Origin of the sequence: Moraxella bovis (assembly GCF_025985205.1) — a bacterium.
In the GTDB taxonomy this organism is placed as follows: Bacteria; Pseudomonadota; Gammaproteobacteria; order Pseudomonadales; family Moraxellaceae; genus Moraxella; species Moraxella bovis.
On sequence record NZ_CP087840.1, the window covers coordinates 2,232,475 to 2,254,398 of the forward strand.

A 21,924-nucleotide genomic window follows, 5' to 3' on the forward strand; every position below is an offset into this window, starting at 1 on the left:
TTAAATTTATCTTAAAAATATAAATAAAAAAACTTAATAAAACCAAAAAAATTGTAAAAAACATTAAAAAATTGTAGATTTTTTTAAAAAAGTATGCTACAAAGAAAACCGTTCGTAGCGAGCTTGGGAAGCCTAACGGTTTTCCTACCCGCAGGCAGGCTCAGGGCGAACGGAAAACCTAGTTTGGCATACTTTTTAGACTACTACCTTTTATTTAACGTATCTAGCTTAAAATACTCATTGATTGATGGCTTTGGATTTTTAGATATGGACAAATTGCTTGCGGTTTGTTTTGTCAAATCAATCGGCTAAGCTGAGCGTTAATTTTACTTTTTATTTGTCATGATTGCAAACGCATAGGGAGCGATGACTATGAATGAGATTATTAATTGGCTAAACGGGATTATTTGGAGTCCTGCCTTGATTTATCTATGTCTTGGGGCAGGACTATTTTATTCCATCATGACCCGTTTTGTGCAGTTACGTCTGTTTGGCGAGATGGTACGCCTTGTATTTAGTAAAACCAAAAGTGATGACGGGATTTCGTCCTTTCAGGCATTTGTGGTGGCACTTGCCAACCGTGTGGGCGTGGGTAACATTGCAGGGGTGGCGGCTGCCATCGGCTTTGGTGGCCCTTCGGCGGTGTTTTGGATGTGGGTGGTGGCATTTTTGGGAGCGTCCACCGCTTACGCTGAGAGTACATTATCGCAAATCTACAAGGAGCGAGACCCTATCACAGGTCAATACCGTGGTGGCCCTGCCTATTATTTTGAAAAAGGCTTGGGACAAAAATGGTACGCCATTCTCTTTGCGGTGGCGATGATTATCTCGTGTGGCGTGTTCCTACCAGGGGTGCAGGCTAACGGCGTTGCCAGTGCGGTAACTCGCATCACAGGCGAAGGCAACTTGGTCAATTTCTTAGGGCTAGAAGTCGGCACGCTACGCATCGCTGTCATGGCGGTTGTTGTGGTTGCGGTGGGCGTGATTATCCTAGGCGGTATCAAGCGTATTGCAAGCTTTGCTGAAATTGTCGTGCCATTTATGGCGGTCAGCTACATCATGCTTGCTCTACTTATCATGGTCATGAATCTTGACAAAATCCCTGCGGTCTTTGGGCTTATCATGGGCGACATATTCAACCCAATGGCAGGCTTTGGAGCGGCGATTGGCTGGGGTGTTAAGCGTGGCGTGTACTCAAACGAAGCAGGTCAAGGTACAGGTCCGCACCACTCAGGGGCTGCCGAAGTTGACCACCCATCTCAGCAAGGTCTTGTGCAGGCGTTTTCTGTTTATGTGGACACACTCGTGGTATGTACGGCAACGGCATTTATGATTTTGACCATGGGAACCTACAACGTTCAAAATGAAAAAACCAAAGAATTTATCTTGCTAAATGTGGACAAATCGGTAGAAATCGGCACACCTGCTTTTACTCAGATGGCACTTGAGACGACTTTTGGGGCGTTTGGTAATTACTTTATTGCTGTTGCCATCTTCTTCTTTGCCTTTACCACCATTTTGGCGTACTACCACATTGCTGAGATTAATGTGGTGTATCTGTCAAGATTTTTGGGCAAACAAGCCCAAAAAACAGGGCTAATGATTGCCAAAATTATCATTCTTATCATGGTAGGTTATGGAGCGTTGAACAGTGCTGGGGCTATCTGGGCATGGGGCGATGTGGGCGTGGGTATGACCGCATGGCTTAACATCATCGGCATCTTGATCATGTTCTTTATGGGGTCTCGGGTTACCATGCGAATGCTTGCCGACTATGAAGCACAGCGTAAGGTGGGTAGCAAGATTGTCTTTGACCCTACCAAATTTGGCATCAAAAACGCCACATTTTGGGAAGAGCGTCTGCGTCAAAATGACAAGCAAAACGGTCAATAATCACACAACAACACAAAAAAGGGCGAGATAATGCCCTTTTTTATTGCCATTATGTGGGGCGTGCCTGCCTTTTGTATTTGCAATGAAAAAGTCTGTTTAAAAAAGTGGGGAGTCGCACGTTTTTCAAGGAAAACATTATATTCCCCATAAACACTCTAAATTTTAAGTTGTATTATAAAAGGCAGGCACGCCCTAATCATAATTGCGGTTAAAATATATTAAAATCACTGCATATAACGATTTTACAGAATTTTTCAATTTTAAAATCCTGGAAAATATCAGGGCGTGTAAGTATACATGTTTTATTTCTCAGTACGTCTATTTAATGCCAACACATCACCATTAAAAGGCAAAACCACAACGCAACGTTTTATGGTAAAATACGCTTTTTTGAAAAATTACCATGCTCCTAAACCTAAACCGCCACAGCTTTGCTGATTATAAAAAAGAGTTCATCGCTCTCGCCACACTCGCCCTGCCCATGTTCTTATCCCAAATCGCCCAAGTTGGGACGGGTTTTGTGGATACGGTCATGGCAGGCAGTGTCAGCAAAGAAGACTTGTCTGCGGTCGGACTGGGAAACAGTTTGTTTATTACCATCTACATCACCTTACTTGGGGTGATGACCGTCCTAAATCCCTTGATTGCCCAGCAGTATGGTGCGGTCAATAAAGGCGATGCTAAGGCAGGCGACATTGGCGAGCTGGGACGGCAAGGGCTGTGGTATGGACTGCTCATGGGCGTGATTGGCATGGTGCTGATTTGGACGGCGATACTGCCCTTTGAGCATTATTTTGGTCATCTAAGCACCAACACTCTTGCCGTTACCAAAGAGTATCTGTGGTTCATCGGGCTTGCCATGCCTGCCGCCATGATACATCGCACCTTGCACGCTTATGCGTCCAGTCTTAACAAACCCAAAGTTATCATGATTGTCAGTTGGCTGTGCTTTTTTGCCAACATTCCCCTAAACTACGTCTTTGTCTATGGCAAATTTGGCATGCCTGCCCTAGGCGGTGCAGGTTGCGGACTGGCAACCGCCATCGTATTTTGGCTCAACGCCATCGTGCTTGGCATATACATCGCCAAAGACAGATATTTTCATGAATTTGGCTTAATGGACAAATTTAGCCTGCCTGACATCAAGCTCTTTGGCGACATCACCAAACTTGGCATACCCATCGGACTGTCATTTTTTATTGAAGTGAGCCTATTTAGCTGTATCATGTTTTTGGTCGCAAGGCTGGACGGCAACACCGAAAACTACGTCGCCGCCCAACAAATCGCCATCAACATCACCTCACTCATCTTTATGATACCCCAAAGCCTAGGGGTTGCCAGCACCGTACGGGTCGGCATGGCGATGGGTCGGCGTGAACCTGAGTCTGCCCGTTATAGCAGTGGCGTGGCGTTATCAGGTGCGGTCGCCATCTCATTTTTGACCGCTGCCTTTTTGGTCATCGGGCGAGAACAGCTGGCAACACTCTACACCAAGGACACGGCAGTCATTGCCATCGCCTCCGCCATCATTTTCTATGCCGCCGCCTTTCAGCTGGTCGATGCGGTGCAATGCGTGGCAAGCTATGCCTTGCGTGGCTATAAAGTAACCACCGTGCCGATGATAATCCACATCATTGCATTTTGGGGTTGTGGGCTACTGCCTGGTATTGTGTTAGCGTTTTATATGGGCATGGGCATTTATGGTTTTTGGACGGCACTGGTCATCTCACTGGCAGTGGCGGCGGTGTTTTTGGGTTGGTATTTGGAGCGGTATAGCAAATGCATGGTAAGCATGATACATTGACAAATTTTTAAAAATCAGGCGTAAGGCATGCTCAGTATTGGTATTTGCAATTCAAGAATGGTTGATTAAAAAAAGCAGGCACGCCCTAAGTAAATAACTTTCTTTTATGCCTTGCCAATCCTAGCATTTGCCCTTAAAATATAGCTTTAAAAACAACAAGAGCGACAACGTGGACAACCCCCTCTACTTTGCCCCCTATTTAGACCCGACATCAGTCGGTATCGTAACGCCCCAAACCTTGCATTTTGATGAGCCATTAACCCTAGAATGCGAGCGGGTGTTGCCGTCATTTGACCTAGTCATCGAGACCTATGGCGAGCTAAATGCCGACAAAACCAACGCCATTTTAATCTGCCATGCCCTATCAGGCTCACACCATGCCGCAGGCTATCATAGCGAGCATGATACTAAGGCTGGCTGGTGGGATAATCTAATTGGCAATGGCAAAGCGATAGACACGAGCCGATTTTTTGTGGTGTGCCTAAACAACATCGGCTCCTGCCACGGTTCCACAGGCCCTACCACCATCAATCCTGCCACAGGCGAAATTTGGGGGGCGGATTTTCCACTCATCACGATAAAAGACTGGGTAAAAACCCAAGTCATGCTATCAGACCGCCTAGGGATTGCCAAATGGCACGCCATTGTCGGTGGGAGTATGGGCGGTATGCAGGCGTTGCAATGGTCGGTGGACTACCCCGACCGCTTAGAACGTGCCGTCATCATCGCAAGCACACCCAAGCTCTCCGCCCAAAACATCGCCTTTAACGAAGTCGCTCGCCAGTCTATCCTATCCGACCCCGATTTTCATGACGGCTGGTATCTCAAACACGGCACTTATCCCAGACGTGGGCTGATACTCGCTCGTATGGTTGGGCATATCACCTACATCACCGAAGAGGCGATGAAAGCCAAATTTGGGCGGGACTTAAAATCAGGCAAATTCATGTACCGCTATGATGTGGAATTTCAAGTAGAAAGCTATTTGCGTTATCAAGGCGAGCGGTTTAGCAAAAATTTTGATGCCAATACTTACCTACTCATGACCAAAGCACTGGATTATTTTGACCCGACACGGGATTATACGAAAGATGAGCTGGGCGAAAAAGAAGCTCTCAAACAAACGCTTGCTCGCACCAAGTGCCAATTTCTCATCGTCTCGTTTACCACCGATTGGCGGTTCACGCCTGAGCGGTCGGTTGAGATTGTGGACGCTTTAATGGCGAACGACAAGCGAGTGAGCTTTGTCAATGTGGACGCACCGCACGGGCATGATTCGTTTTTGTTTAACATTCCCCGTTATACGACTGCCGTTCGAGGCTTTTTGAACGCTTCTGTTATCGCACGCCAAACACAAGGCGACATCACGTCCCAAGAGATTTCACAATTGGCAAGACAATAAAACAAGGAAACTCATGAATAACATTGACCACCAACTTGCCGAAAAATGGATAAAACCCAACTCAAAAGTCCTAGATTTGGGCTGTGGGGACGGCACACTATTGGCTCACCTGCAAGAGCGTCTGGGCGTGTTTGGCTATGGCATTGAGATTGACCCTGACAAAATCAATGAAGGCATTACCAAAGGGCTAAACATCGTAGAGCAAGACCTAAATGACGGCTTGGCTCGCTTTTCCGACAACAGTTTTGATACCGTGGTGATGGCTCGTGCCTTGCAAGCGGTCAAAAATCCTGAAACCTTGCTAAACGATATGCTAAGAGTAGCTAAATTTGGCATTGTAACTTTTCCAAACTTCGCCTATTGGCAAAACCGCATTTATCTTGGTATTAAAGGCATCATGCCGATGAGTGAAACCCTGCCCCACCAATGGTACAACACACCCAACATTCATCTTTGCACCTTTAAGGATTTTGAACGACTGTGCCACGACAACAACATTCGCATTTTGGATACGGTCGCCCTATGGGACAACCCCAATCCCAAAATCCCTGCCTTTGTTCGTGATAAAGCCGTCAAAAAAGCCCCCAACCTGTTGGCGGACGTGGCGGTGTTTCGGATTGCCAAAGGTTAATTAGGGCATGCCTACCATGGATAACATTTTTTATAAAATAAGATGAAAATTTGACAATCTTAATCAATTTTTGCATGAAAAACGGCTAAATCTTGTTTTTCATTGCAAATACCAAAGGCAGGCAGGCCCTACATTTTAAACCAGCAAACACCATCAAATAACTGATAACTGATAACTGATAACTGATAACTGATAACTGATAACTGATAACTGATAACTGATAAATGGTGTTACAAAATTTGACATGTTTAACCAATGAAAAATTGAGTTTATCACTCATTAATGGTATGATAAAGAATTAATTTGACATTTGTCATACATCTTAAATATAATCTCAACCACAGGTCGTCATCATGAAACGTTTAAAACTTAGCATTCTATCCACCCTACTTTTGGCAGGTGTTGCCAACGCTGAACTTATCTCAAATGTACCGCTTGATGTCTCTCGTTTTGAGATTATGGACATCTCAGCACTTGCCAGTCAAGCAAGCAGTGGCAACCATCATGCCCAATTTTTCCTAGCCAAACGCCTACAAAAAGGCGAAGGCGTTGCCAAAGACCCTGCCAAAGCCGTGCATTGGTACACCCAAGCTGCCCAAAAAGACATTGCCCCTGCTCAGCTAAACCTAGGACTCATGTATCTGCGTGGCGAAGGTGTCAAAGCCAGCATGAGTGAAGGTCGCAAATGGCTAGAACGTGCCGCTCATCTGGGCGACAACCGTGCCAGCTATGCACTTGCAATGATTGATGAAAAACAGCAACGCTATGTGGATGCCTACAAATGGTATGACCTATCTAGCCGTGACGGCATGCTTGATAACGGCATTCGTGATAAAGCCCAAGCCAAAATTGGTCAGCTTGCCCTAAACCTATCATCAAGCGACATCGAAAAAGCCAAAACCAGTGCCAATGATTGGTTTACCATCAAATAATCATTTACCCACTCACCAAAAAGCCCATGACATCATGCATGGGCTTTTTAAATACGATTTTGATTTAAACAAAAATCCAGTTCAGTTTTGGGCTACCGCCCTAAGTTTTAATCAAAAGACACTCACCATTTTATACATTTACCATTTTTGCCAAAATGCCTTATCATGAAAATTAGGCGCAGGGGCAGAACTGACAGCAAAGTAATGCAAATCACCTCTGATGTTTAGTATCGCACATGGGTTGATGAGTGTCTGCTCGGGCAACAAATCCGCCACGGCTGACACATCAAGACTGACATGACGCTCGTACACCAGCACGTTATCATTATCATCGGCACGCCATGACAGAGTTACTTTATCGGTCTGTATGGGCGTGGCGGGCGTACGATAATCGCTAAAATGATACAGGGCATAACGTCCATCAGGGGCGATGTTCATCTCAATATAACCGCCATCTGCCAGACCGATAAAGCATTCTAGGCAGGTCTCCTGCCACAGCCCATCGGCACGCTTGATGTTATCACCATGATAATTGGTAAAATGCAGTCCGTCCACCCTTTCAACCATAAAACTCATGTTAATCACATACTTACCCCCGTGCGTGTCTTCACTGATATAGGCATGAACTTTGGGGGCAGGCTTGTTTTTTTGGGCATTTTGCAGGTCTTGCAAGACAAACAACCGCTCTCTTTGCATGACCGAATTATCATCATAATAAAACTCGGTAAAGTGCGACAGCGACAGCAAGCTAAACAGTTTATCAATGGGATTTGCGGTAAAAAAATTCATGACATTCCCTTTTGCTGAATTCCTAAAACCCAAACCTTGCCAAATTAGACAGTTTATCGTTAGGTTCATCATTTTTACGAAACAACAAAACCATACGCCCGATATGGTGTACCACTTGGCTCTCGGTGGCATCAGCTAGGGCGGCGGCACATTCTTTGCGTTCATCTGCACTGCCTGCTGGGATTTTTACTTTGATGAGTTCGTGGTCACTTAAAGCACGGGCGGTCTCTTCGATGAGCGTGGGCGTCAAGCCATTACCACCCACCATGATGATGGGATTTAGGCGATGACCGATGCCCCGTAGTTCTTTTAGGGTGTCGTTAGATAAGTTTTTAAAATTGGGTTTTGCCATAAAATGTCTCAAAACAGGTTTTTAAATAAATTAATGTTCATTATAACAAAAATATACCAAATTTTCTCATAAAAATGTTAAACTAAGCAGTTATTTTAATTCATCAACACTGACCAATGGCAACTCGCATTACCAACAAAAAATTCTCCAAATCATCGAAAGCGTGGATGAAAGAGCATATTGACGACTATTACGTTCAACAAGCCCAAAAAGACGGCTATCGTGCCAGAGCAGCTTATAAGTTATTGGAGATTAACGAAAAAACTTCTCTTATCAAAAAAGGCATGACCGTGGTGGACTTAGGTTCTGCCCCTGGTAGCTGGTCGCAGGTGGCAGGACAGCTTGTGGGCGATGACGGGATTTTAATAGCATCTGATATTTTGCCCATGGATACTTTGGAGAATGTTACCTTTATTCAAGGCGATTTTAGAGAAGAAGAAGTCTTTAATAAAATCATGAATGAAGTGGGTGGACGACGTGTGGACGTGGTGTTATCCGATATGGCTCCCAACACGTCTGGCATGTCAGCAGTGGACATGCCACGCATGATGTATCTGTGTGAGTTGGCGGTGGATTTTGCCCTAAAAGTGTTGCCCGAAGGCGGTGCGTTAATCATGAAAGTATTCCAAGGCGAAGGTTCGCCCGAGCTTCGTGCTGACATGCAAAAAAAGTTTAGTAAAATCAAAAGTATAAAACCCAAGGCAAGCCGTCCCCGCTCCAAAGAGATGTTTTGGGTGGCGATAAAATAATCATCCAAATTTAGGGCTTGATTTATTGATAATAAGCCTTATTAAAAGCAATGTCTCTTTGTGTGAATAATTGCACGATTTGCCCCATTTTTCAATTTTTAAATTTTCAATCAAAGTTGTATCAAACGCCAAAAACAGGAAACCCTTTGTGAACGACATGGCAAAAAACATTCTATTATGGCTCGTGATTATCACCGTGGTAGTCATGGTATTTAGTAATCTCGACCGTGGTTCGGGCAAGGCTGATGACATGAAGTACTCAGCCTTTGTCACGGCAGTCGCCGAAGGTCAAATCCAAAAAATTGAGATTGATGGCGAAGAGATTACGGGCACAAAGGTTAATGGCTCAGAGTTTGAGACCATCCGCCCTGCCCTAGATGATACCGAGTTAATGCCATTACTTCGCAAGCATAACGTAGAAGTAGAAGGGGCAGCACCACAGCGTCAAGGCGTGGGTACTCAGCTACTCATTGCAGCCTTTCCGATTTTGCTCATCATCGGTCTGTTTTGGCTGTTCATGCGTGGCATGAGTGGCGGTGCTGGCGGTGGCGGCATGGGTGGTCGTAACCCCATGAGCTTTGGCAAATCAAAAGCCAAAATGCTCTCCGAAGATGACATCAAAGTTACCTTTGCCGATGTGGCAGGGTGCGAAGAGTCCAAGCAAGAAGTTGTTGAAATTGTGGACTTTTTAAAAGACCCAGAAAAATTCACCAAACTTGGGGCGACCATTCCTCGTGGCGTGCTTATGGTGGGTCCTCCTGGGACAGGCAAAACACTGCTTGCCAAAGCCATTGCAGGCGAAGCCAAAGTGCCGTTTTTTAGCATCTCGGGTTCGGATTTTGTGGAGATGTTTGTCGGTGTGGGTGCAAGCCGTGTCCGTGATATGTTTGACCAAGCCAAAAAGAACGCCCCGTGTATCATCTTTATTGATGAGATTGATGCGGTGGGTCGTCATCGTGGCTCGGGCATGGGCGGTGGTCATGATGAGCGTGAACAAACGCTAAACCAACTTTTGGTGGAAATGGACGGCTTTGAAGGCAATGACGGCGTGATTGTGATTGCAGCGACCAATCGTGTGGATGTACTGGATAAAGCCCTACTTCGTCCTGGTCGTTTTGACCGTCAAGTGTCGGTTGGCTTGCCAGACATCAAAGGTCGTGAACAAATCCTAAATGTACACCTGAAAAAACTGCCCCAAACCATTGGTGTGGACGTCAATGCCCTAGCTCGTGGTACCCCAGGGTTTAGTGGAGCACAGCTTGCCAACCTTGTCAATGAAGCCGCCCTATTTGCCGCCCGTCGCAACAAGATGAGCGTGGACATGAACGACTTTGAAGATGCCAAAGACAAACTCTACATGGGGCCTGAACGTAAATCCATGGTGTTGCGTGAAGAAGAACGCCGTGCCACCGCTTATCACGAAGCAGGTCATGCCCTAGTCGCCCAACTACTTCCCTTTACTGACCCTGTACATAAGGTAACCATCATGCCCCGTGGCTGGGCACTCGGGGTAACGTGGCAGTTGCCCGAGCAAGATGCGGTGAGCAGTTATAGCGATAAAATGCTAAATGACATCTCTATCTTGTTTGGCGGGCGTATTGCCGAAGAGATTTTTATCAATCGCAAATTCACAGGAGCGTCCAACGACTTTGAACGTGCCACCAAACTTGCCCGTGCCATGGTTACCAAATATGGCATGAGCGACAAACTGGGCGTGATGGTCTATGAGGACGAAGAGCAAGGCGGATATTTTGGTGGGGCGAGCCGTACTATCAGTGAGGCTACCCAACAAAAAGTGGACGAAGAAGTCCGCCGTATCCTAGAAGAGCAGTACGATGTGGCGTATAAGCTCATTGATGACAATCACGACAAGATGCACGCCATGGTGGACGCACTGATGAAGTGGGAAACCATTGACCGTGAGCAGTTCTTGCAAATCATGAATGGCGAGACGCCACGAGAGCCAAAAGAATATCAGCATGAAGTGCCAACGGTGAATATCGTCAAAAATGACGAATTGCCACCGCCTTTGCCGAATGCTTGATTTACAGACCGTCTTAAACACTAAGGCGGTTTTTTGTGCATTAATGTGTACCAAAAACACTTGCAATTTTACTCAAACTCTTATACGATACGTCTTTTAATTGACAATGATAATCTTATGGCAAATTTTTTAAATAAACAACTAAAACGCACCAAAATCATCGCAGGCATGAGTAATACCTTGGTGAGGGGCTTTACTACCGCCAGACGTGTTGGGGCATTTAAAACACCACCCAGAGATGTTTTGCCAAAATATATCCAAACCTTTTGCCGTAAAATGGTCAATTCCTTTGGTGTGGAAGTCGTGCAAGTTGAGCCTGTACCACAGACACACGGACTTTGGGTATCTAACCATATTTCTTGGCTGGATATTCCTGTGGTGGGGTCGGTCGCTCCTGTATTCTTTTTATCAAAGGCGGAGATTGGCGAGTGGTTTATTTTTGGCAAACTTGCCAAAGCAGGCGGAACACTCTTTATCAAGCGTGGTTCGGGGGACGCTGACGGGGTGGCACGTCAGATTGCCGAATTTTTGCGTGGCGGTTCATCGGTGGTATTTTTCCCCGAAGCAACCACCACAGACGGCAAACAAATCAAAAAAATCCACGGAAAATTGCTACAAGCAAGCATGGATACAGGCTTGCCCATTTGTCCTATGGTGATTGCTTATGTCAATGCAGACGGTACATTGTCGGACGACTGTGCGTATTATGACAAACGCACGATGGCGGAGAGCCTAAGACGAGTGGCGGACAGCGATGGGGTTAAGGCGTATGTGTTACCCCTTGCACCGATTTTACCCGAAGATAAGACCCGTGCTGAGCTGACCGAACTATTACAAAAAGCGATGGAATACGGCTTAGCAGAGCTACATAGACAGGTATTGAAGGTTTGATTCAGCGAATCAAACCAGTAGCCCACGCCCAAATCCTATCCCATAACCCACGCTTTGCTGTGGGTTCTTGATTGGGTGTTTGGTTGGGCGTGGCAAGTAGCCGACAGGATTCATCAGGAAACTCTGGGCTGCTAACCACTTGCCCTGCAAGGTCTTGCAAAAATAGTGTACACTGCTTACCGTCTATGCGTAGTTGCCATTCATGTCCATAGACATCGTTCCACATGGGGTAGCGATGTGATGAGAGTTTGACAATAAGTATCCCACTTCTATCTACAAAGCCTATTTTACTCTTACCATTTACATCCAGATGAACCCTTGATATGCCTTGCTCATCAAAAGGCTCCATGTCGTCATAGTCTTGTGTAAATACGTTTTTATGGCGGTCTATCATCATGACTTGGCTATTTACACCTACCAAAAACCGTTCATCGCCTGCTTTATCATCCAGTAGCTTTACCCAATCATAACGTCCCGCCAAGATGATATTGCCTTGCGTGTCCATAAAGCCACTTTGCCCGTTCTCATCATCTTCAAAGCGTATCAAGACATCATTTTCAAAGTCCCATTCACCACGCCGATAATCCAAAATAATCCCACCGCCCACCCCATACACTGCCGAATATATGCCATCATCACGCTCATCGGTGATAATGACTTTATCCACGCCATTAAAATCCCAAGGCTGTCTGTCAAAAATAAAAGGCACTATCACACGCTGATGAGCGTCCACCAAACCCCATTTGCCTTGTTTTGATAAAGTGATATGACCAGTTAGGCACGCTCCGTCATCATATTCAAGCGGTAATAGTACTTTGCCTGTGCTGTCCGCCATGCCATATTTGCCGTGTTTTTTGACAACGCCGAATATGTCGCTGTTTTCTGCGGATGTTGAGCAAACCACGTTTTCATCATAGCGAAAATCGCCCCAATCGGCAGGCTTCATGGATAACGCCCACGCTTGCGGTAGTGTGAGCATGGCAAATAAGGCGATGAGTGGTTTTTTCATGGGTTGTCCTAGGTTGTCATTTGGGCTGTATGTCTGTCAAAATATGGGGATAGGTACGGGTCAAAACGGGCGATTTGGTGTACTTGACACAAATCACATCGCCTCCCTTGTACGGGCGAAAAACATCATCCCTATGCCAGTCATCAAGGCGGTCAAAACGATACGATTTTTGGCTTATTGGGTCATCAAGATACAGGCTTAGTACACTTTGTTTGCTCAAAGGGCGATGTTCGATTTTGTTAAGTTGCCCACAAACTTGATGAATATTGCCGTGGTTTGTCTTGTAAAATCGCAAAAATATCTGCATAAAATCGCAAAAATATCTGCATAAAGAAAACTCAATTATGCAGATATTTTTATCACAGTATGCAGATATTAATCTAACAAACTTACACCCCAAACTCCCCTCGCTCCCCCTGCGGAGCTTGCCCTGTGATTTCATGAGTCTGTCGGTCATAATAGACCATATCGCCCACCTCTGCCTGTCCGTTTAGCACGACAAACACCCCACCGAGTGTCTGCCCGACCACCACGCCTTGCCCCTTTTGACCTGTGATTTGTGCCACGCCTTTGGGTGTGGCAAAGAGCTTGCTAAATGTTTGATATAAATTCATTTTTTTTGCCTTTGAATTATTGACTTTTTAGAGCATTAATGTATAATATAATCGGCTATTAATTTCCCATATACCTATCAAGCCCTACCACCTGCCAAATGGTCGGCACGCCATTTTCCACCTTGACCTGCACCTCAACACTGACCACCACTGCCTTATAACCGCCGTCATCGTTGATTTGCCAAACATCGCCCACCACCGCAAGGGGCAAGCCGTATTTATCCGCCCAACGTGTCGTTACCGTCATGTCCATGTGCGTGCCTGATTCTGACAGTATTTGCACGCCTTTGGCAATGGTGGCGATTTGGTCGGTCAATAGCTCGTCAGACTGTGTGGGTGCCTCTGTCATGCGTGCCGACTGTCTGCGATAGACGTTATCAAGACGGCTTGTACTGGTCAGCCACACATTATCATAAAGAGGACTTACTCTTTGTTGCTCACTGATGCTTTTTACAGGGTCAAGAGCAAGGATTAAAGCAGGTTCAGCCGTGGCAAGCTTCCACGCAGGCACTTTGTAGCGAGGTTTAATGACAAGGCTTGGCTCGTGCGGATGCGAATACACAAACGCCCCACACGCCTCTGCCACATCATGTATTACCCCCATCGGGGTTTTGTCGGTACTATATACCCCTTTTTTAATCAGCCAATCAGGGGCTTGATATTCTGCCGTCATGCCTGTATTTACCATCGCACTCATGATAAGCTGACTGGCGTAGAGGGCTTGATTTAACCCGCCTTGTTTATTTGTCGCATAGTCTGCTGACAGGCGAGCGGTAACACTTCGTCCTGATAACGTGTAGCTGTGATTGACAAATGAGCGGTTTTTGCTAAGCTCCTCAGCAATGATGACAAAGCGGTGGTTGTTAATGACCACGCTAATCATCGGCTCATTACCACGGCTGCCTAGCTTGTCTTTGATTTTATCAAAGTCTTTGGTGGGGATTTCAATTTGTCCTTGCCAACAAAAGCTGTCCATGTCGGTCTTAATGCTAAATGACAAGGGATTGACATTGACCCCACCGATGGTTGCAGTGATGGTATTATGCACGATATAAGCTCCTAAATTGGGGGTGGCAGTCGGTGGTAAGTCATGCCAACAAATAAGCGGTAGGGGCAAGGCACCCGCAGGGTGCTCGCCTCGTTTGCGTCTTAAAGCCAGTGGCAGGCGGTCAGATGGTGGTCTGATACGACAATACGAGACGGGCTTGTCAGGCTCAGGCTCTGGCACAGGATAATAACGACATGGCACAGGAGTGCTGTGGGTTATCGTGTGTGTGCTAGGGCGAGCAATCAGCGTACTGCCTGCTTGGTGGGTGTTATCGCCAAATAGTCCTGCCACGTCTGATAAATTGCCCTGCGTACCGCCCTGCAAATAGCCCTTAGCCCCATATTTGACAAGATTACAACTAAACAGTCCCACACCATCGCTCACGCTGATGTGATGAGCGTGGTGAAGTGCCATGAGAGCTTGCCATGTGTGCTGATAGACACTGCCAATCAGATAAGGCGTACCCATAGCACTATCTGCCCCACTAGCAACAGGGGCAAAATGACGAGTAGACATATCACGCCCATAAGCCATTGTTAGCGTATCACCATACACCACACTATACGCCCGTGCCACCTCATCACTTGCTATACTCACTTGTCTGCCCATATTCACGCCCTGTGGGTCAGATATTAGGCTATCAAACTCTGCCATGACAGGGTTTTGTCTTTTTGGGGTTGGGTCAGTGGGCTTAGGTGTTGGGTCAATCGGTGTTGGCAAGACCACATCCAGCGTGCTTAACTTACGATTTAGGGTAAGCGGTAAGCGGTCGGACGGTGGTCTGTCGCTTATCCGCCGTGTCAGTGGCAAGGGCAATTTATCACGGGTCAGGTCTGCCATGACTGCCACAGTTCCATTTGCTCGGCTTGGGTTTTGTCGCTCATGGGGGTTACATAATCCCAAGTGGCAGGTTCGTAACGCTCCACCCCATCGGATGGGGGCAGGTCTCGTGCCATGATGAGATACTGCTGATTTGGGTCAAGATTGTTAATCAGATAATGCCCGTTGTCAAGACTGTAAAAGCGTGAATGCACCGACAAATCCATATTAAACACCACCATTTCACGGCGGGCAGGGACACCGCCCACTGTTACAATACCGTCATTATCCCCTGCGATGTAGCCCACATTAGGTAGGGCAAGAGCCACATCTGCTTTGCTGTGTACTTGCATTTAGTACTCCCAGTAGTCTAAGTAAATCATCACCCCAAAGCTATAATTGGCTTGGTAATAACTATTTGTACCATTGACCACATATATATACAACACAGGTCTGCCTTGATATTCGGTGATCTGAATATCCGTTGGCAAAGTCAGACTGTTTTGTATCAGTAAGGCGGGCTGAGAGCCGAGCAATGCCCCATCTTGTCGCCAAAAGACATCAGAGACTAGGCTAACCAAGAAGTCTTTTTTGAGCGATTTTACTAAGTCATAGCCATTAGATAAGATACGGGCGTTGGTATAGTTGCCAATTTTAAGACTGCCTAAAAAGCTGTTGTAACTAGAACTTGATAAGTTCCCAATATTTAGCCGTACAAAGTTAATATTATTATCATTAATCGCTGATTTAATGAGACCCAAATACCCCACTTGGCTCATGCCATTTGTGGTAATGACAAAATACACACCGAGTTCGCAGACTAACATTGTCCAGCTTGGATTTCTGGCGTGTGATTTTTGTGTGTTGCTAGGCCATTGCGATACCTTATTTGTGCCATTATAATAATAAGGCTTATATGCCGAATTATCCTCCTCCACACCAAACTTGTCCATCATGATGTTCGGACTGATAAAATCACACGAATGGTCGGTTTCGTTGTCAAGCATAAATCCTGCCCCTGCCTTATTACCGTAGCCTGTTACCAGACAGGCTTTCCACACGCTTTTATAATCGCCCATCGCCCCTGTGAGCTGTGGGGCTTGTAGGTCGGTGGATTGGTAGAGTTTGGGGGTTAGGGTGATGGGATTTAAATAGCTCATAAATTATCCTTTAAAGCTTGATTAATTAACATTAAAATACACTTAAAACCGCTTTAAATCTCGGTCGTATCGCCAAACAACACCTGCGTATAGCCGTCTGACCCCTTAGGGTTGTCCGCTGACGGCTGGACGGCACAGATGACCCACACAGGTAGCAGTGTCCCCCACGTGTTAAACCGTACCACTTCTTGCACGCTCCACGGCGTGTCAGCCCCAAAGGCTTGTTTGGGTATGGTAAAGTAGGGCTTTTTGGTGGACGGATTGATTGGGGCTAAGTCTTGTAAGGTGTCGGTTTTTAGCACAAAGCCGAGTGTTTGCCCGTACAGCTCAAACTGTGAGCTACTGGTAAACTTAATCAGCCATTTCTCGTCTATCGCCCCATCATCGGTCAAGACAATGGGATAATCTTTGACATTTAAGCGGTTTAATGGCTCGTCGCCAATGCGGGTGTCTTGCCACACATTCGTCCAGTTTCTTTGGGTAAATGGCACGGAAGCTCGCACTTGCAAATTACCGCGGCGGTAAATGCCCCCAAAAGTGGCTCGTCATCAGCTCGCTGTACCCCTGCATAGACTAAGCGAGTCATCATACCGCCATTAATGCGTTGGATAGACGATATGGGGTCAAAGAGTTCATTATCCGCCCCTGTGAGCGGTGTACCCAGTGCCAGTCCACCGCCGTCATCGTTGTCGGTTAAGCGTTCTGATGGGTAGATTTTTAGGTCGGATTTGTTGAGTTTGGTGCGTTTATTGGTCATGTGATTGTCTTATAAAGTAGGTTTAAATGTACATTAAATGGTATGGCGGCGGTCAGTCCTGCCACTTCTTCTTTGGCAAGCCCAAACTGGCGGGCGGTGCCACCCACTCTGAGCATGGCATCGACTATCTCTCGCTCTTTGGCTGCCATATTGTTGCCCAGCGTGTTGATGACATCGCCAAGCTCGCCCACCTGTTCGATGGGCATGTTAAAGACGTTGGCAAGTTTGGCGGCGGCATTACCTGCCTCATCAGCACTCATGCTAAATGCCACTGACATCTGACCTGCCATGGTCGTAAACTCGCCCAATTTGTCAATCGGCACGCCAAGCTGACCACCCATTGTTGCTATCTGTGCCACTTCGGTGGCAGTCATGCCAAGCTCTACCGACAAATCTTTGATTTCTTTGGAGAGTCTAGACATCTGCTCGGGCGTGCCGTCCACGACTTTCTTAACCCCTGCCATGGCGGTCTCAAATTCCATGGCGGCTTTGGCGACCACTGCCATGCTACCTGCACTGCCTGCGATTTTACCAAGCTCGCCTGCCATCTCACTTGCCGTGAGTGTGGTTTTGCCCAGCTGTTCTTCTAGCTCCTTGACTTTTTTGGTGTGTAATTCATTGGCACGAGCAAGCTCACTGCCTGTTAGCTTGCCTGAGAGTTTAAGGCGTTCGTAGGCTTTGTGGACTTCTTCTAGTTGTTTTTTGGCTTTATTATCTTCATCAATGCCTAGGGCGATTTTGGCATCGCTGATGCTTTTTAAGCGTTTAAACTCATCGCCCAATGCTTTGACTTTTTTGGTCTGCTCATCGGCGGATAAGCCTTTCCATGACTTTTGTAGCTCATCGGTGGCTTTGTCCAAACTGTCTGTTGCCGTGCCTGTCGCCTTTATCTCATCAGATAGGCGTTTTAACTCGTTAATGCCTTTCACGCCTGCATGTATGGTTAAGGCAGTGTCCAAACTTTTCATAAAAAATCCCCTTAATTTAATTAAGGGGATTTTAAAGGGGGTTTACGGTTGGGGTAAGATGACGGGGTTCAGAGCCTACCCCAAATCTGCCATCGCCAATTGTGCCAAATAATTAGAACGGCTTTTGTATAGCGATTTATGAGACAAGACTTTTTCGTCAATTTTGGTGATGAGTAGGCTTGGCAAGGTAACGTTGATTTTCTCCGCCTTACCCATAAAGGCAGACATATCCACGTCCACCACTGCCCACAACATACCGTCAAATTCGCTATTGTCTTGATGATAAAAAATGGGCTTGGCGGTAGGTAGTGTATCGCCATCTTCTGCCATGCCTTCCAAATGCAAACTGATGGCTTCATAAGCATTCTTAATGGCTTCATCAGGTGTATCGCCTGCACTAAAACACCCTGCAATGTCTGGCACAATCACGCCATAACATTCGTTTTCATTGGCAGGTTTTTCAATGGCAATGGGAAATAACATCATTTCGCTCCTGTTTGCAAGATTGTTTTGGGTTAAAATGCCGTTTTAAGTGGGGGGTTGGATTAATCCAACCCTGCTTGTTTGATGATGCTTTTTAGCGTTCCTTTGGGTAGGTTTTCACGACCGTTTGGGATTGTTACTTTACCTTCTTTGGTTGGGTGTTTGTAGTGCTTGTGAGAGCCTTTTTGTTTTACAAAATACCAACCGTCTTCGGTAATTCGCTTTATCATCTCATCGCTACTTGGGGGCATTTTAAACTCCGCTTGTTGAATGTAGGGTTATTATAACCCCAATTATGCAATAAGTCAAGAGTTATTGGGGTTATTTTTTAAAAATTATCAAAAAAAACACCGCCCAAATTTGCTTTGAGCGGTGTTTTTTTGTTGGGGTAAATTAGCGTGGCATATCCGTCAAACGCTGTTGGGCGGTTCTGATTTTGTTTGCTATCATATCCAGCGTAGTAGCAAGACTGGACACATCAATCTGCACGGTTTTGGTGCTGACAGGATATGAAAACGCCAAATCCCCCAACACTTGTAGCAATGCCAAAGACTGATATAGGCTTTCGTCCACATCGTCAATTACTCTGACTGTTTTTACATTGTCCATCTTATTCCCCCAATCCCAAAGTTAATTGCCCTTTATTGTCCGCCACTTCGTAGCGTTCGCCAATCAAGCCCAGTTTTCGCATTTTGGCAAGTTTTTTGCTGACGGTACTTGGAGCAAGTCCTACCGCCATTCCCATTTGCCAGTTTTCTAGTCCGCCATCGTGCATTACCGCCAATGCCTTGTAGTCATTATTGGCTTTTAACAGTTCGTCTTTTAGGGCTTGGTTTTGGGCGATTAGGCTTTTAACTGTGCTTTGGTCTGCAAACAGAGCCTTTTCACAAGCAATAAAATACTGGCGAGCGGTTTTGCCTTTGTCGGAGCGTTCTACCATTGAAAGTTCCTTTGCCATATCTAGGGTGATATGATATTCGGTGGTTGGGCGACCGCCGTTGGGGGTTTTCAATAAATTTATTGAAAAGTCCTTACCGTTTACAAACCCATATTTTTCAATGCGTTTGGCAATCCAATTTGAAAAGTCTTGTTTGCTTTCCAAAAAGGCGTGCAGTTCACGAGCATTGACAAGGGGCTGGGTTTCACCGTTAATTTTCCCTTGAAAAGTTTGGACAAGGGGGCGGATTTGTGGTACAATTTGTGTAGTCATAAGGATTTTTCCTTTTGGTTAATGAGTTGCGAGACCGACTAAAGTACAGGCAACTCGTGGTTAAGACGCTTATTTAAATGGCTTTTAAAAGTTGTTTAAATAGGCGTTATTCTATTTCTGGCACTGGCAAATTTAGGGCTTTGCCGATTTTGTGACCTTCGCCATAGAGCATTTTGTTTTTACCGCCCAGTACTTGGCGGACACTCTCGGGGCTAAATCCGTTGGCTTTTGACCAACCTGCGATACTAAACCCCTGTTCTTTTAGCCAAGCTTTGGCTTCTTGGGGGGTATGATAAGGGGTATTTTCTGACATAAAAGTCTCCTAAAAGTTTGTTTAAAATTCATAAATGTGATATAATAACTTCATTATCGTGAAGTTGTGAATATTATAATTCACAATTTTGAATTTGTAAACACCTTTTTGTGAATTTTTTTATGAAAGATGAAAAAAAAGTAGACTTTGGCAATCGCCTAAGGCAGATCCGAAACTCCCACAACCTAACAAGACCAGAATTTGCTAAGTCTTTGGAAGTTGGTTCAACTTCCTTGCACCACTACGAAAACGGTGAGCGATTACCTGATGTTGGTTTTCTAATAAAACTCAAAGACTTGTACAATGTGGATATTGGTTGGTTGATTTTTGGACAAAAAGAAACCGATCTACCTAACTGGCAAGCGAACTATACGGCTGATGATTTAAGGCTGATAGACTACCTAAAAAATCTCAATCCAAAGGCAAAACAGGCACTCCTTGCTTTTTTGGATAATCTTGCAAAATAAACAAAACCCCATTTTTATGGGGTTTTGTTTTGGCAGGCGTGGATTAGCCCACAAACTCTGTAAACCGCATGGCAGGTTTACCCTCGTCTTTGACGATTGTGCCTGTTAGTCCAGACTCCCACCAGCCGTCTTCAAACCAGTTGATGTCGCCATCAGCCGACAAAACAACGTGAGCCACTTCCAGCACGCCATCGTTGCCACTGATACGGTCTTTGCCGTCTAGGTAGAGTTCAAGCGGGATTGATTGCAAGGTATTGGCATCAATGGCAAAGCCTTTACGCCCCTTTGTTTTGCCTTCGTAGTGTAGGTTATCGCCGTCATTAATGCCTGTACTGTCAAGCAAACGCACCATACCCAAACGGGGGTTTAGCTCGTATTTGGCTTTTTCAATGTCTTGTTTGCTTTTGTTTTTCAGCTTAAAGTTTTCAGGGTCAATGTCGTTGTGATTTAGCTTAATCCAGCCCGTTTTAGACGCTTTGACAGCAGTTTCATTGATAACTTCTGGCACACCGCCAATGTCCACCGCTTCGCCCATCAGCACACGGGCTAAGGCGTGGCGGTCAAAGGTGTTAAATTTAAGCGAAATTTCAATCGGTTGTGGCACGGTTTCCACTTCAATGGCTTGTCCAAAGTCGTCCCGACCTGTGCTTTTAAGTTCGTCTTTTTCGGTTTCGCTTTTGGTTGTAAATTCGGTAACATTACCCATTTTTTCAAATACATCAGATGAGCCGTATTTACGAGCGTACAAATCACCAGAATATTTACGCCCCCGCAGGGATTGTGTTTGTTGTGTCATTGATTTATCCTTATAAATTAAAGAGTTGGGATATGTTGGCGACATTTGTTTCGCCAACATTGTCATTTAACCAGCATTTAATGCTTGATGTAGTAAAAAGCCATACACCTGGAGCCTGCACTGTCAGGGAATTCTAGAATAATCTGGTCAAATTTAATATTTCTTGCAGTCAGTTCCGCCACCAAAAACTTAGCAATTTTTCGGGTATTGCCAAAACGTGGGGCGATAAAATCAATCGCTAACCCATATTTATGAGCTGAGTTTTTCGCCCCTCCGATACGATTGTTTAGTCGCTCTGAGCGGTAGCCACTGCTAAGGGTAGACTATTAAAGGCATACTCTAAGCCACCGCCACGACCTGTGCGGGGGCGAGAGAGCCAGTTTTCTTTTTTGGCTTTTTTAAATACGCCCATTTTGGTTTTTGGCAACAACTGCAACCCTAAGTCTGCTAATTCTTGTGCTGTATAATAAGCATTCATATTATACCCCAAATTTATTCATTTGAATTAAATTTATCCAAATCCCAAAACCCAAGTTTTTGAGCAATCTCAAACGACCGCCCATAAAGCCCCTTGCGTTCGCCATTTAACACTTTGTAGACTTCGGTTACTGGATAACCATTTGCCAACGCCCAATTTTTGACAGTCATACCTTGCGAGTACAACCTTTGTTTTATTAGGTTTGACTGCTGTTCTCTGGTCATAAAAACTCCCAATTTGCTTGAAAATATGGTATAATTACCCTTTCTTTTAACCTGTTTTTACAAGGATATTTCCTTGTATGCGTGCATTATA

Annotated in this window: 29 protein-coding genes; 9 read left to right on the forward strand and 20 right to left on the reverse strand. The window is 45.5% G+C overall.

The window, feature by feature from the left end; all coding sequences use genetic code 11:
- Positions 1-366: 366 nt before the first annotated feature.
- From LP107_RS11355 to LP107_RS11375, 5 genes are all read left to right on the forward strand, one after another.
- Positions 367-1,893, forward strand: a complete 1,527-nt coding sequence (locus tag LP107_RS11355; protein ID WP_264676105.1) for an alanine/glycine:cation symporter family protein — start codon at positions 367-369, stop codon at positions 1,891-1,893.
- Positions 1,894-2,296: 403 nt separating this feature from the next.
- On the forward strand, positions 2,297-3,697 hold the full coding sequence (locus LP107_RS11360; RefSeq protein ID WP_264676104.1) for an MATE family efflux transporter: 1,401 nt from the start codon (positions 2,297-2,299) through the stop codon (positions 3,695-3,697).
- A 169-nt stretch (positions 3,698-3,866) separates the two neighbouring features.
- On the forward strand, positions 3,867-5,099 hold the full coding sequence (gene metX, locus LP107_RS11365) for a homoserine O-succinyltransferase MetX (RefSeq protein WP_264676103.1): 1,233 nt from the start codon (positions 3,867-3,869) through the stop codon (positions 5,097-5,099).
- 13 nt (positions 5,100-5,112) lie between these two features.
- Positions 5,113-5,730 carry a methionine biosynthesis protein MetW gene (gene metW / locus LP107_RS11370; RefSeq protein ID WP_112741852.1) on the forward strand — a complete coding sequence of 206 codons (618 nt, stop codon included), beginning with the start codon at positions 5,113-5,115 and terminating at the stop codon, positions 5,728-5,730.
- A gap of 353 nt (positions 5,731-6,083) precedes the next feature.
- Positions 6,084-6,662, forward strand: a complete 579-nt coding sequence (locus LP107_RS11375; RefSeq protein WP_078273397.1) for a tetratricopeptide repeat protein — start codon at positions 6,084-6,086, stop codon at positions 6,660-6,662.
- Positions 6,663-6,800: 138 nt separating this feature from the next.
- On the opposite strand, the gene LP107_RS11380 is transcribed toward LP107_RS11375, so the two are convergent.
- Both LP107_RS11380 and LP107_RS11385 read right to left on the reverse strand, forming a co-directional pair.
- Positions 6,801-7,451: a DOMON domain-containing protein gene (locus LP107_RS11380; RefSeq protein WP_078273399.1), complete on the reverse strand. Its 651-nt coding sequence runs from the start codon at positions 7,449-7,451 to the stop codon at positions 6,801-6,803.
- A 22-nt stretch (positions 7,452-7,473) separates the two neighbouring features.
- Complete coding sequence (locus LP107_RS11385) at positions 7,474-7,803, reverse strand: YhbY family RNA-binding protein (protein ID WP_078273400.1); 330 nt, start codon at positions 7,801-7,803, stop codon at positions 7,474-7,476.
- A 116-nt stretch (positions 7,804-7,919) separates the two neighbouring features.
- Here LP107_RS11385 and LP107_RS11390 point away from each other — a divergent pair, with 116 nt between their 5' ends.
- The 3 genes from LP107_RS11390 (at position 7,920) to LP107_RS11400 (ending at position 11,487) form a co-directional block, all read left to right on the forward strand.
- Positions 7,920-8,552 (forward strand): RlmE family RNA methyltransferase, encoded by a 633-nt coding sequence (locus LP107_RS11390; protein WP_078273401.1) that lies wholly within the window; start codon positions 7,920-7,922, stop codon positions 8,550-8,552.
- A gap of 148 nt (positions 8,553-8,700) precedes the next feature.
- Entirely contained in the window at positions 8,701-10,596 is a 1,896-nt protein-coding gene (gene ftsH, locus LP107_RS11395) for an ATP-dependent zinc metalloprotease FtsH (RefSeq protein ID WP_208624073.1), read from the forward strand.
- A gap of 117 nt (positions 10,597-10,713) precedes the next feature.
- Positions 10,714-11,487, forward strand: coding sequence for a lysophospholipid acyltransferase family protein (locus LP107_RS11400; RefSeq protein ID WP_264682785.1), 774 nt, complete (start codon positions 10,714-10,716; stop codon positions 11,485-11,487).
- A gap of 1 nt (position 11,488) precedes the next feature.
- Here the strand turns inward: LP107_RS11400 and LP107_RS11405 are convergent, their stop codons facing one another.
- From LP107_RS11405 to LP107_RS11470, 14 genes are all read right to left on the reverse strand, one after another.
- The gene (locus LP107_RS11405; protein WP_078273404.1) at positions 11,489-12,496 is read right to left on the reverse strand and encodes a WG repeat-containing protein; all 1,008 of its coding nucleotides are present in this window, start codon (positions 12,494-12,496) and stop codon (positions 11,489-11,491) included.
- A 16-nt stretch (positions 12,497-12,512) separates the two neighbouring features.
- On the reverse strand, positions 12,513-12,791 hold the full coding sequence (locus tag LP107_RS11410; protein WP_162860347.1) for a hypothetical protein: 279 nt from the start codon (positions 12,789-12,791) through the stop codon (positions 12,513-12,515).
- A 94-nt stretch (positions 12,792-12,885) separates the two neighbouring features.
- Positions 12,886-13,110, reverse strand: coding sequence for a DUF2190 family protein (locus LP107_RS11415; RefSeq protein WP_078274935.1), 225 nt, complete (start codon positions 13,108-13,110; stop codon positions 12,886-12,888).
- Between the two features lie 58 nt (positions 13,111-13,168).
- Positions 13,169-14,998 (reverse strand): hypothetical protein, encoded by a 1,830-nt coding sequence (locus LP107_RS11420; RefSeq protein WP_078274936.1) that lies wholly within the window; start codon positions 14,996-14,998, stop codon positions 13,169-13,171.
- The gene (locus tag LP107_RS11425; protein WP_078274937.1) at positions 14,986-15,330 is read right to left on the reverse strand and encodes a hypothetical protein; all 345 of its coding nucleotides are present in this window, start codon (positions 15,328-15,330) and stop codon (positions 14,986-14,988) included. The genes LP107_RS11420 and LP107_RS11425 overlap by 13 nt, the downstream gene beginning before the upstream one ends.
- Positions 15,331-16,137 (reverse strand): hypothetical protein, encoded by an 807-nt coding sequence (locus LP107_RS11430; RefSeq protein ID WP_112741850.1) that lies wholly within the window; start codon positions 16,135-16,137, stop codon positions 15,331-15,333. It lies immediately after the preceding gene.
- 53 nt (positions 16,138-16,190) lie between these two features.
- Positions 16,191-16,628 (reverse strand): hypothetical protein, encoded by a 438-nt coding sequence (locus LP107_RS11435; protein WP_162860346.1) that lies wholly within the window; start codon positions 16,626-16,628, stop codon positions 16,191-16,193.
- A complete protein-coding gene (locus LP107_RS11440) occupies positions 16,562-16,894 on the reverse strand; it encodes a hypothetical protein (RefSeq protein WP_112741848.1) in 333 nt (110 codons plus the stop codon). The genes LP107_RS11435 and LP107_RS11440 overlap by 67 nt, the downstream gene beginning before the upstream one ends.
- Positions 16,891-17,862, reverse strand: a complete 972-nt coding sequence (locus LP107_RS11445) for a phage tail tape measure protein (RefSeq protein ID WP_112741847.1) — start codon at positions 17,860-17,862, stop codon at positions 16,891-16,893. The genes LP107_RS11440 and LP107_RS11445 overlap by 4 nt, the downstream gene beginning before the upstream one ends.
- 75 nt (positions 17,863-17,937) lie before the next feature.
- Positions 17,938-18,345, reverse strand: a complete 408-nt coding sequence (locus LP107_RS11450) for a type II toxin-antitoxin system HicB family antitoxin (protein WP_112741846.1) — start codon at positions 18,343-18,345, stop codon at positions 17,938-17,940.
- Positions 18,346-18,407: 62 nt separating this feature from the next.
- Positions 18,408-18,596 (reverse strand): type II toxin-antitoxin system HicA family toxin, encoded by a 189-nt coding sequence (locus LP107_RS11455; protein ID WP_078274940.1) that lies wholly within the window; start codon positions 18,594-18,596, stop codon positions 18,408-18,410.
- Positions 18,597-18,738: 142 nt separating this feature from the next.
- Positions 18,739-18,954 (reverse strand): hypothetical protein, encoded by a 216-nt coding sequence (locus LP107_RS11460; RefSeq protein ID WP_078274941.1) that lies wholly within the window; start codon positions 18,952-18,954, stop codon positions 18,739-18,741.
- A 1-nt stretch (position 18,955) separates the two neighbouring features.
- Positions 18,956-19,555, reverse strand: coding sequence for an antA/AntB antirepressor family protein (locus LP107_RS11465; RefSeq protein ID WP_078274942.1), 600 nt, complete (start codon positions 19,553-19,555; stop codon positions 18,956-18,958).
- Between the two features lie 106 nt (positions 19,556-19,661).
- Positions 19,662-19,868, reverse strand: a complete 207-nt coding sequence (locus tag LP107_RS11470) for a helix-turn-helix domain-containing protein (protein WP_264676102.1) — start codon at positions 19,866-19,868, stop codon at positions 19,662-19,664.
- A gap of 122 nt (positions 19,869-19,990) precedes the next feature.
- On the opposite strand from LP107_RS11470, the gene LP107_RS11475 reads away from it, so the two are divergent.
- Entirely contained in the window at positions 19,991-20,335 is a 345-nt protein-coding gene (locus LP107_RS11475; RefSeq protein WP_078274944.1) for a helix-turn-helix domain-containing protein, read from the forward strand.
- A gap of 43 nt (positions 20,336-20,378) precedes the next feature.
- On the opposite strand, the gene LP107_RS11480 is transcribed toward LP107_RS11475, so the two are convergent.
- The 4 genes from LP107_RS11480 to LP107_RS11495 form a co-directional block, all read right to left on the reverse strand.
- Positions 20,379-21,131, reverse strand: coding sequence for a phage tail tube protein (locus tag LP107_RS11480; RefSeq protein WP_078274945.1), 753 nt, complete (start codon positions 21,129-21,131; stop codon positions 20,379-20,381).
- A 77-nt stretch (positions 21,132-21,208) separates the two neighbouring features.
- Positions 21,209-21,409 (reverse strand): hypothetical protein, encoded by a 201-nt coding sequence (locus LP107_RS11485; protein ID WP_264676324.1) that lies wholly within the window; start codon positions 21,407-21,409, stop codon positions 21,209-21,211.
- Between the two features lie 8 nt (positions 21,410-21,417).
- The gene (locus tag LP107_RS11490) at positions 21,418-21,609 is read right to left on the reverse strand and encodes a DNA-binding protein (RefSeq protein WP_264676101.1); all 192 of its coding nucleotides are present in this window, start codon (positions 21,607-21,609) and stop codon (positions 21,418-21,420) included.
- A gap of 14 nt (positions 21,610-21,623) precedes the next feature.
- Positions 21,624-21,833: a helix-turn-helix domain-containing protein gene (locus LP107_RS11495; RefSeq protein WP_078274960.1), complete on the reverse strand. Its 210-nt coding sequence runs from the start codon at positions 21,831-21,833 to the stop codon at positions 21,624-21,626.
- Between the last annotated feature and the right edge of the window lie 91 nt (positions 21,834-21,924).

Bases quoted from the DNA above. Each gene is read 5' to 3' on its own strand.
- LP107_RS11355 (WP_264676105.1), top strand. From the start codon at position 367: ATGACTATGAATGAGATTATTAATTGGCTAAACGGGATTATTTGGAGT.
- LP107_RS11360 (WP_264676104.1), top strand. From the start codon at position 2,297: ATGCTCCTAAACCTAAACCGCCACAGCTTTGCTGATTATAAAAAAGAG.
- metW (WP_112741852.1), top strand. From the start codon at position 5,113: ATGAATAACATTGACCACCAACTTGCCGAAAAATGGATAAAACCCAAC.
- LP107_RS11375 (WP_078273397.1), top strand. From the start codon at position 6,084: ATGAAACGTTTAAAACTTAGCATTCTATCCACCCTACTTTTGGCAGGT.
- LP107_RS11380 (WP_078273399.1), bottom strand. From the start codon at position 7,451: ATGAATTTTTTTACCGCAAATCCCATTGATAAACTGTTTAGCTTGCTG.
- LP107_RS11385 (WP_078273400.1), bottom strand. From the start codon at position 7,803: ATGGCAAAACCCAATTTTAAAAACTTATCTAACGACACCCTAAAAGAA.
- LP107_RS11390 (WP_078273401.1), top strand. From the start codon at position 7,920: ATGGCAACTCGCATTACCAACAAAAAATTCTCCAAATCATCGAAAGCG.
- LP107_RS11400 (WP_264682785.1), top strand. From the start codon at position 10,714: ATGGCAAATTTTTTAAATAAACAACTAAAACGCACCAAAATCATCGCA.
- LP107_RS11405 (WP_078273404.1), bottom strand. From the start codon at position 12,496: ATGAAAAAACCACTCATCGCCTTATTTGCCATGCTCACACTACCGCAA.
- LP107_RS11415 (WP_078274935.1), bottom strand. From the start codon at position 13,110: ATGAATTTATATCAAACATTTAGCAAGCTCTTTGCCACACCCAAAGGC.
- LP107_RS11420 (WP_078274936.1), bottom strand. From the start codon at position 14,998: ATGGCAGACCTGACCCGTGATAAATTGCCCTTGCCACTGACACGGCGG.
- LP107_RS11425 (WP_078274937.1), bottom strand. From the start codon at position 15,330: ATGCAAGTACACAGCAAAGCAGATGTGGCTCTTGCCCTACCTAATGTG.
- LP107_RS11430 (WP_112741850.1), bottom strand. From the start codon at position 16,137: ATGAGCTATTTAAATCCCATCACCCTAACCCCCAAACTCTACCAATCC.
- LP107_RS11440 (WP_112741848.1), bottom strand. From the start codon at position 16,894: ATGACCAATAAACGCACCAAACTCAACAAATCCGACCTAAAAATCTAC.
- LP107_RS11445 (WP_112741847.1), bottom strand. From the start codon at position 17,862: ATGAAAAGTTTGGACACTGCCTTAACCATACATGCAGGCGTGAAAGGC.
- LP107_RS11450 (WP_112741846.1), bottom strand. From the start codon at position 18,345: ATGTTATTTCCCATTGCCATTGAAAAACCTGCCAATGAAAACGAATGT.
- LP107_RS11455 (WP_078274940.1), bottom strand. From the start codon at position 18,596: ATGCCCCCAAGTAGCGATGAGATGATAAAGCGAATTACCGAAGACGGT.
- LP107_RS11460 (WP_078274941.1), bottom strand. From the start codon at position 18,954: ATGGACAATGTAAAAACAGTCAGAGTAATTGACGATGTGGACGAAAGC.
- LP107_RS11465 (WP_078274942.1), bottom strand. From the start codon at position 19,555: ATGACTACACAAATTGTACCACAAATCCGCCCCCTTGTCCAAACTTTT.
- LP107_RS11470 (WP_264676102.1), bottom strand. From the start codon at position 19,868: ATGTCAGAAAATACCCCTTATCATACCCCCCAAGAAGCCAAAGCTTGG.
- LP107_RS11475 (WP_078274944.1), top strand. From the start codon at position 19,991: ATGAAAGATGAAAAAAAAGTAGACTTTGGCAATCGCCTAAGGCAGATC.
- LP107_RS11480 (WP_078274945.1), bottom strand. From the start codon at position 21,131: ATGACACAACAAACACAATCCCTGCGGGGGCGTAAATATTCTGGTGAT.
- LP107_RS11490 (WP_264676101.1), bottom strand. From the start codon at position 21,609: ATGAATGCTTATTATACAGCACAAGAATTAGCAGACTTAGGGTTGCAG.
- LP107_RS11495 (WP_078274960.1), bottom strand. From the start codon at position 21,833: ATGACCAGAGAACAGCAGTCAAACCTAATAAAACAAAGGTTGTACTCG.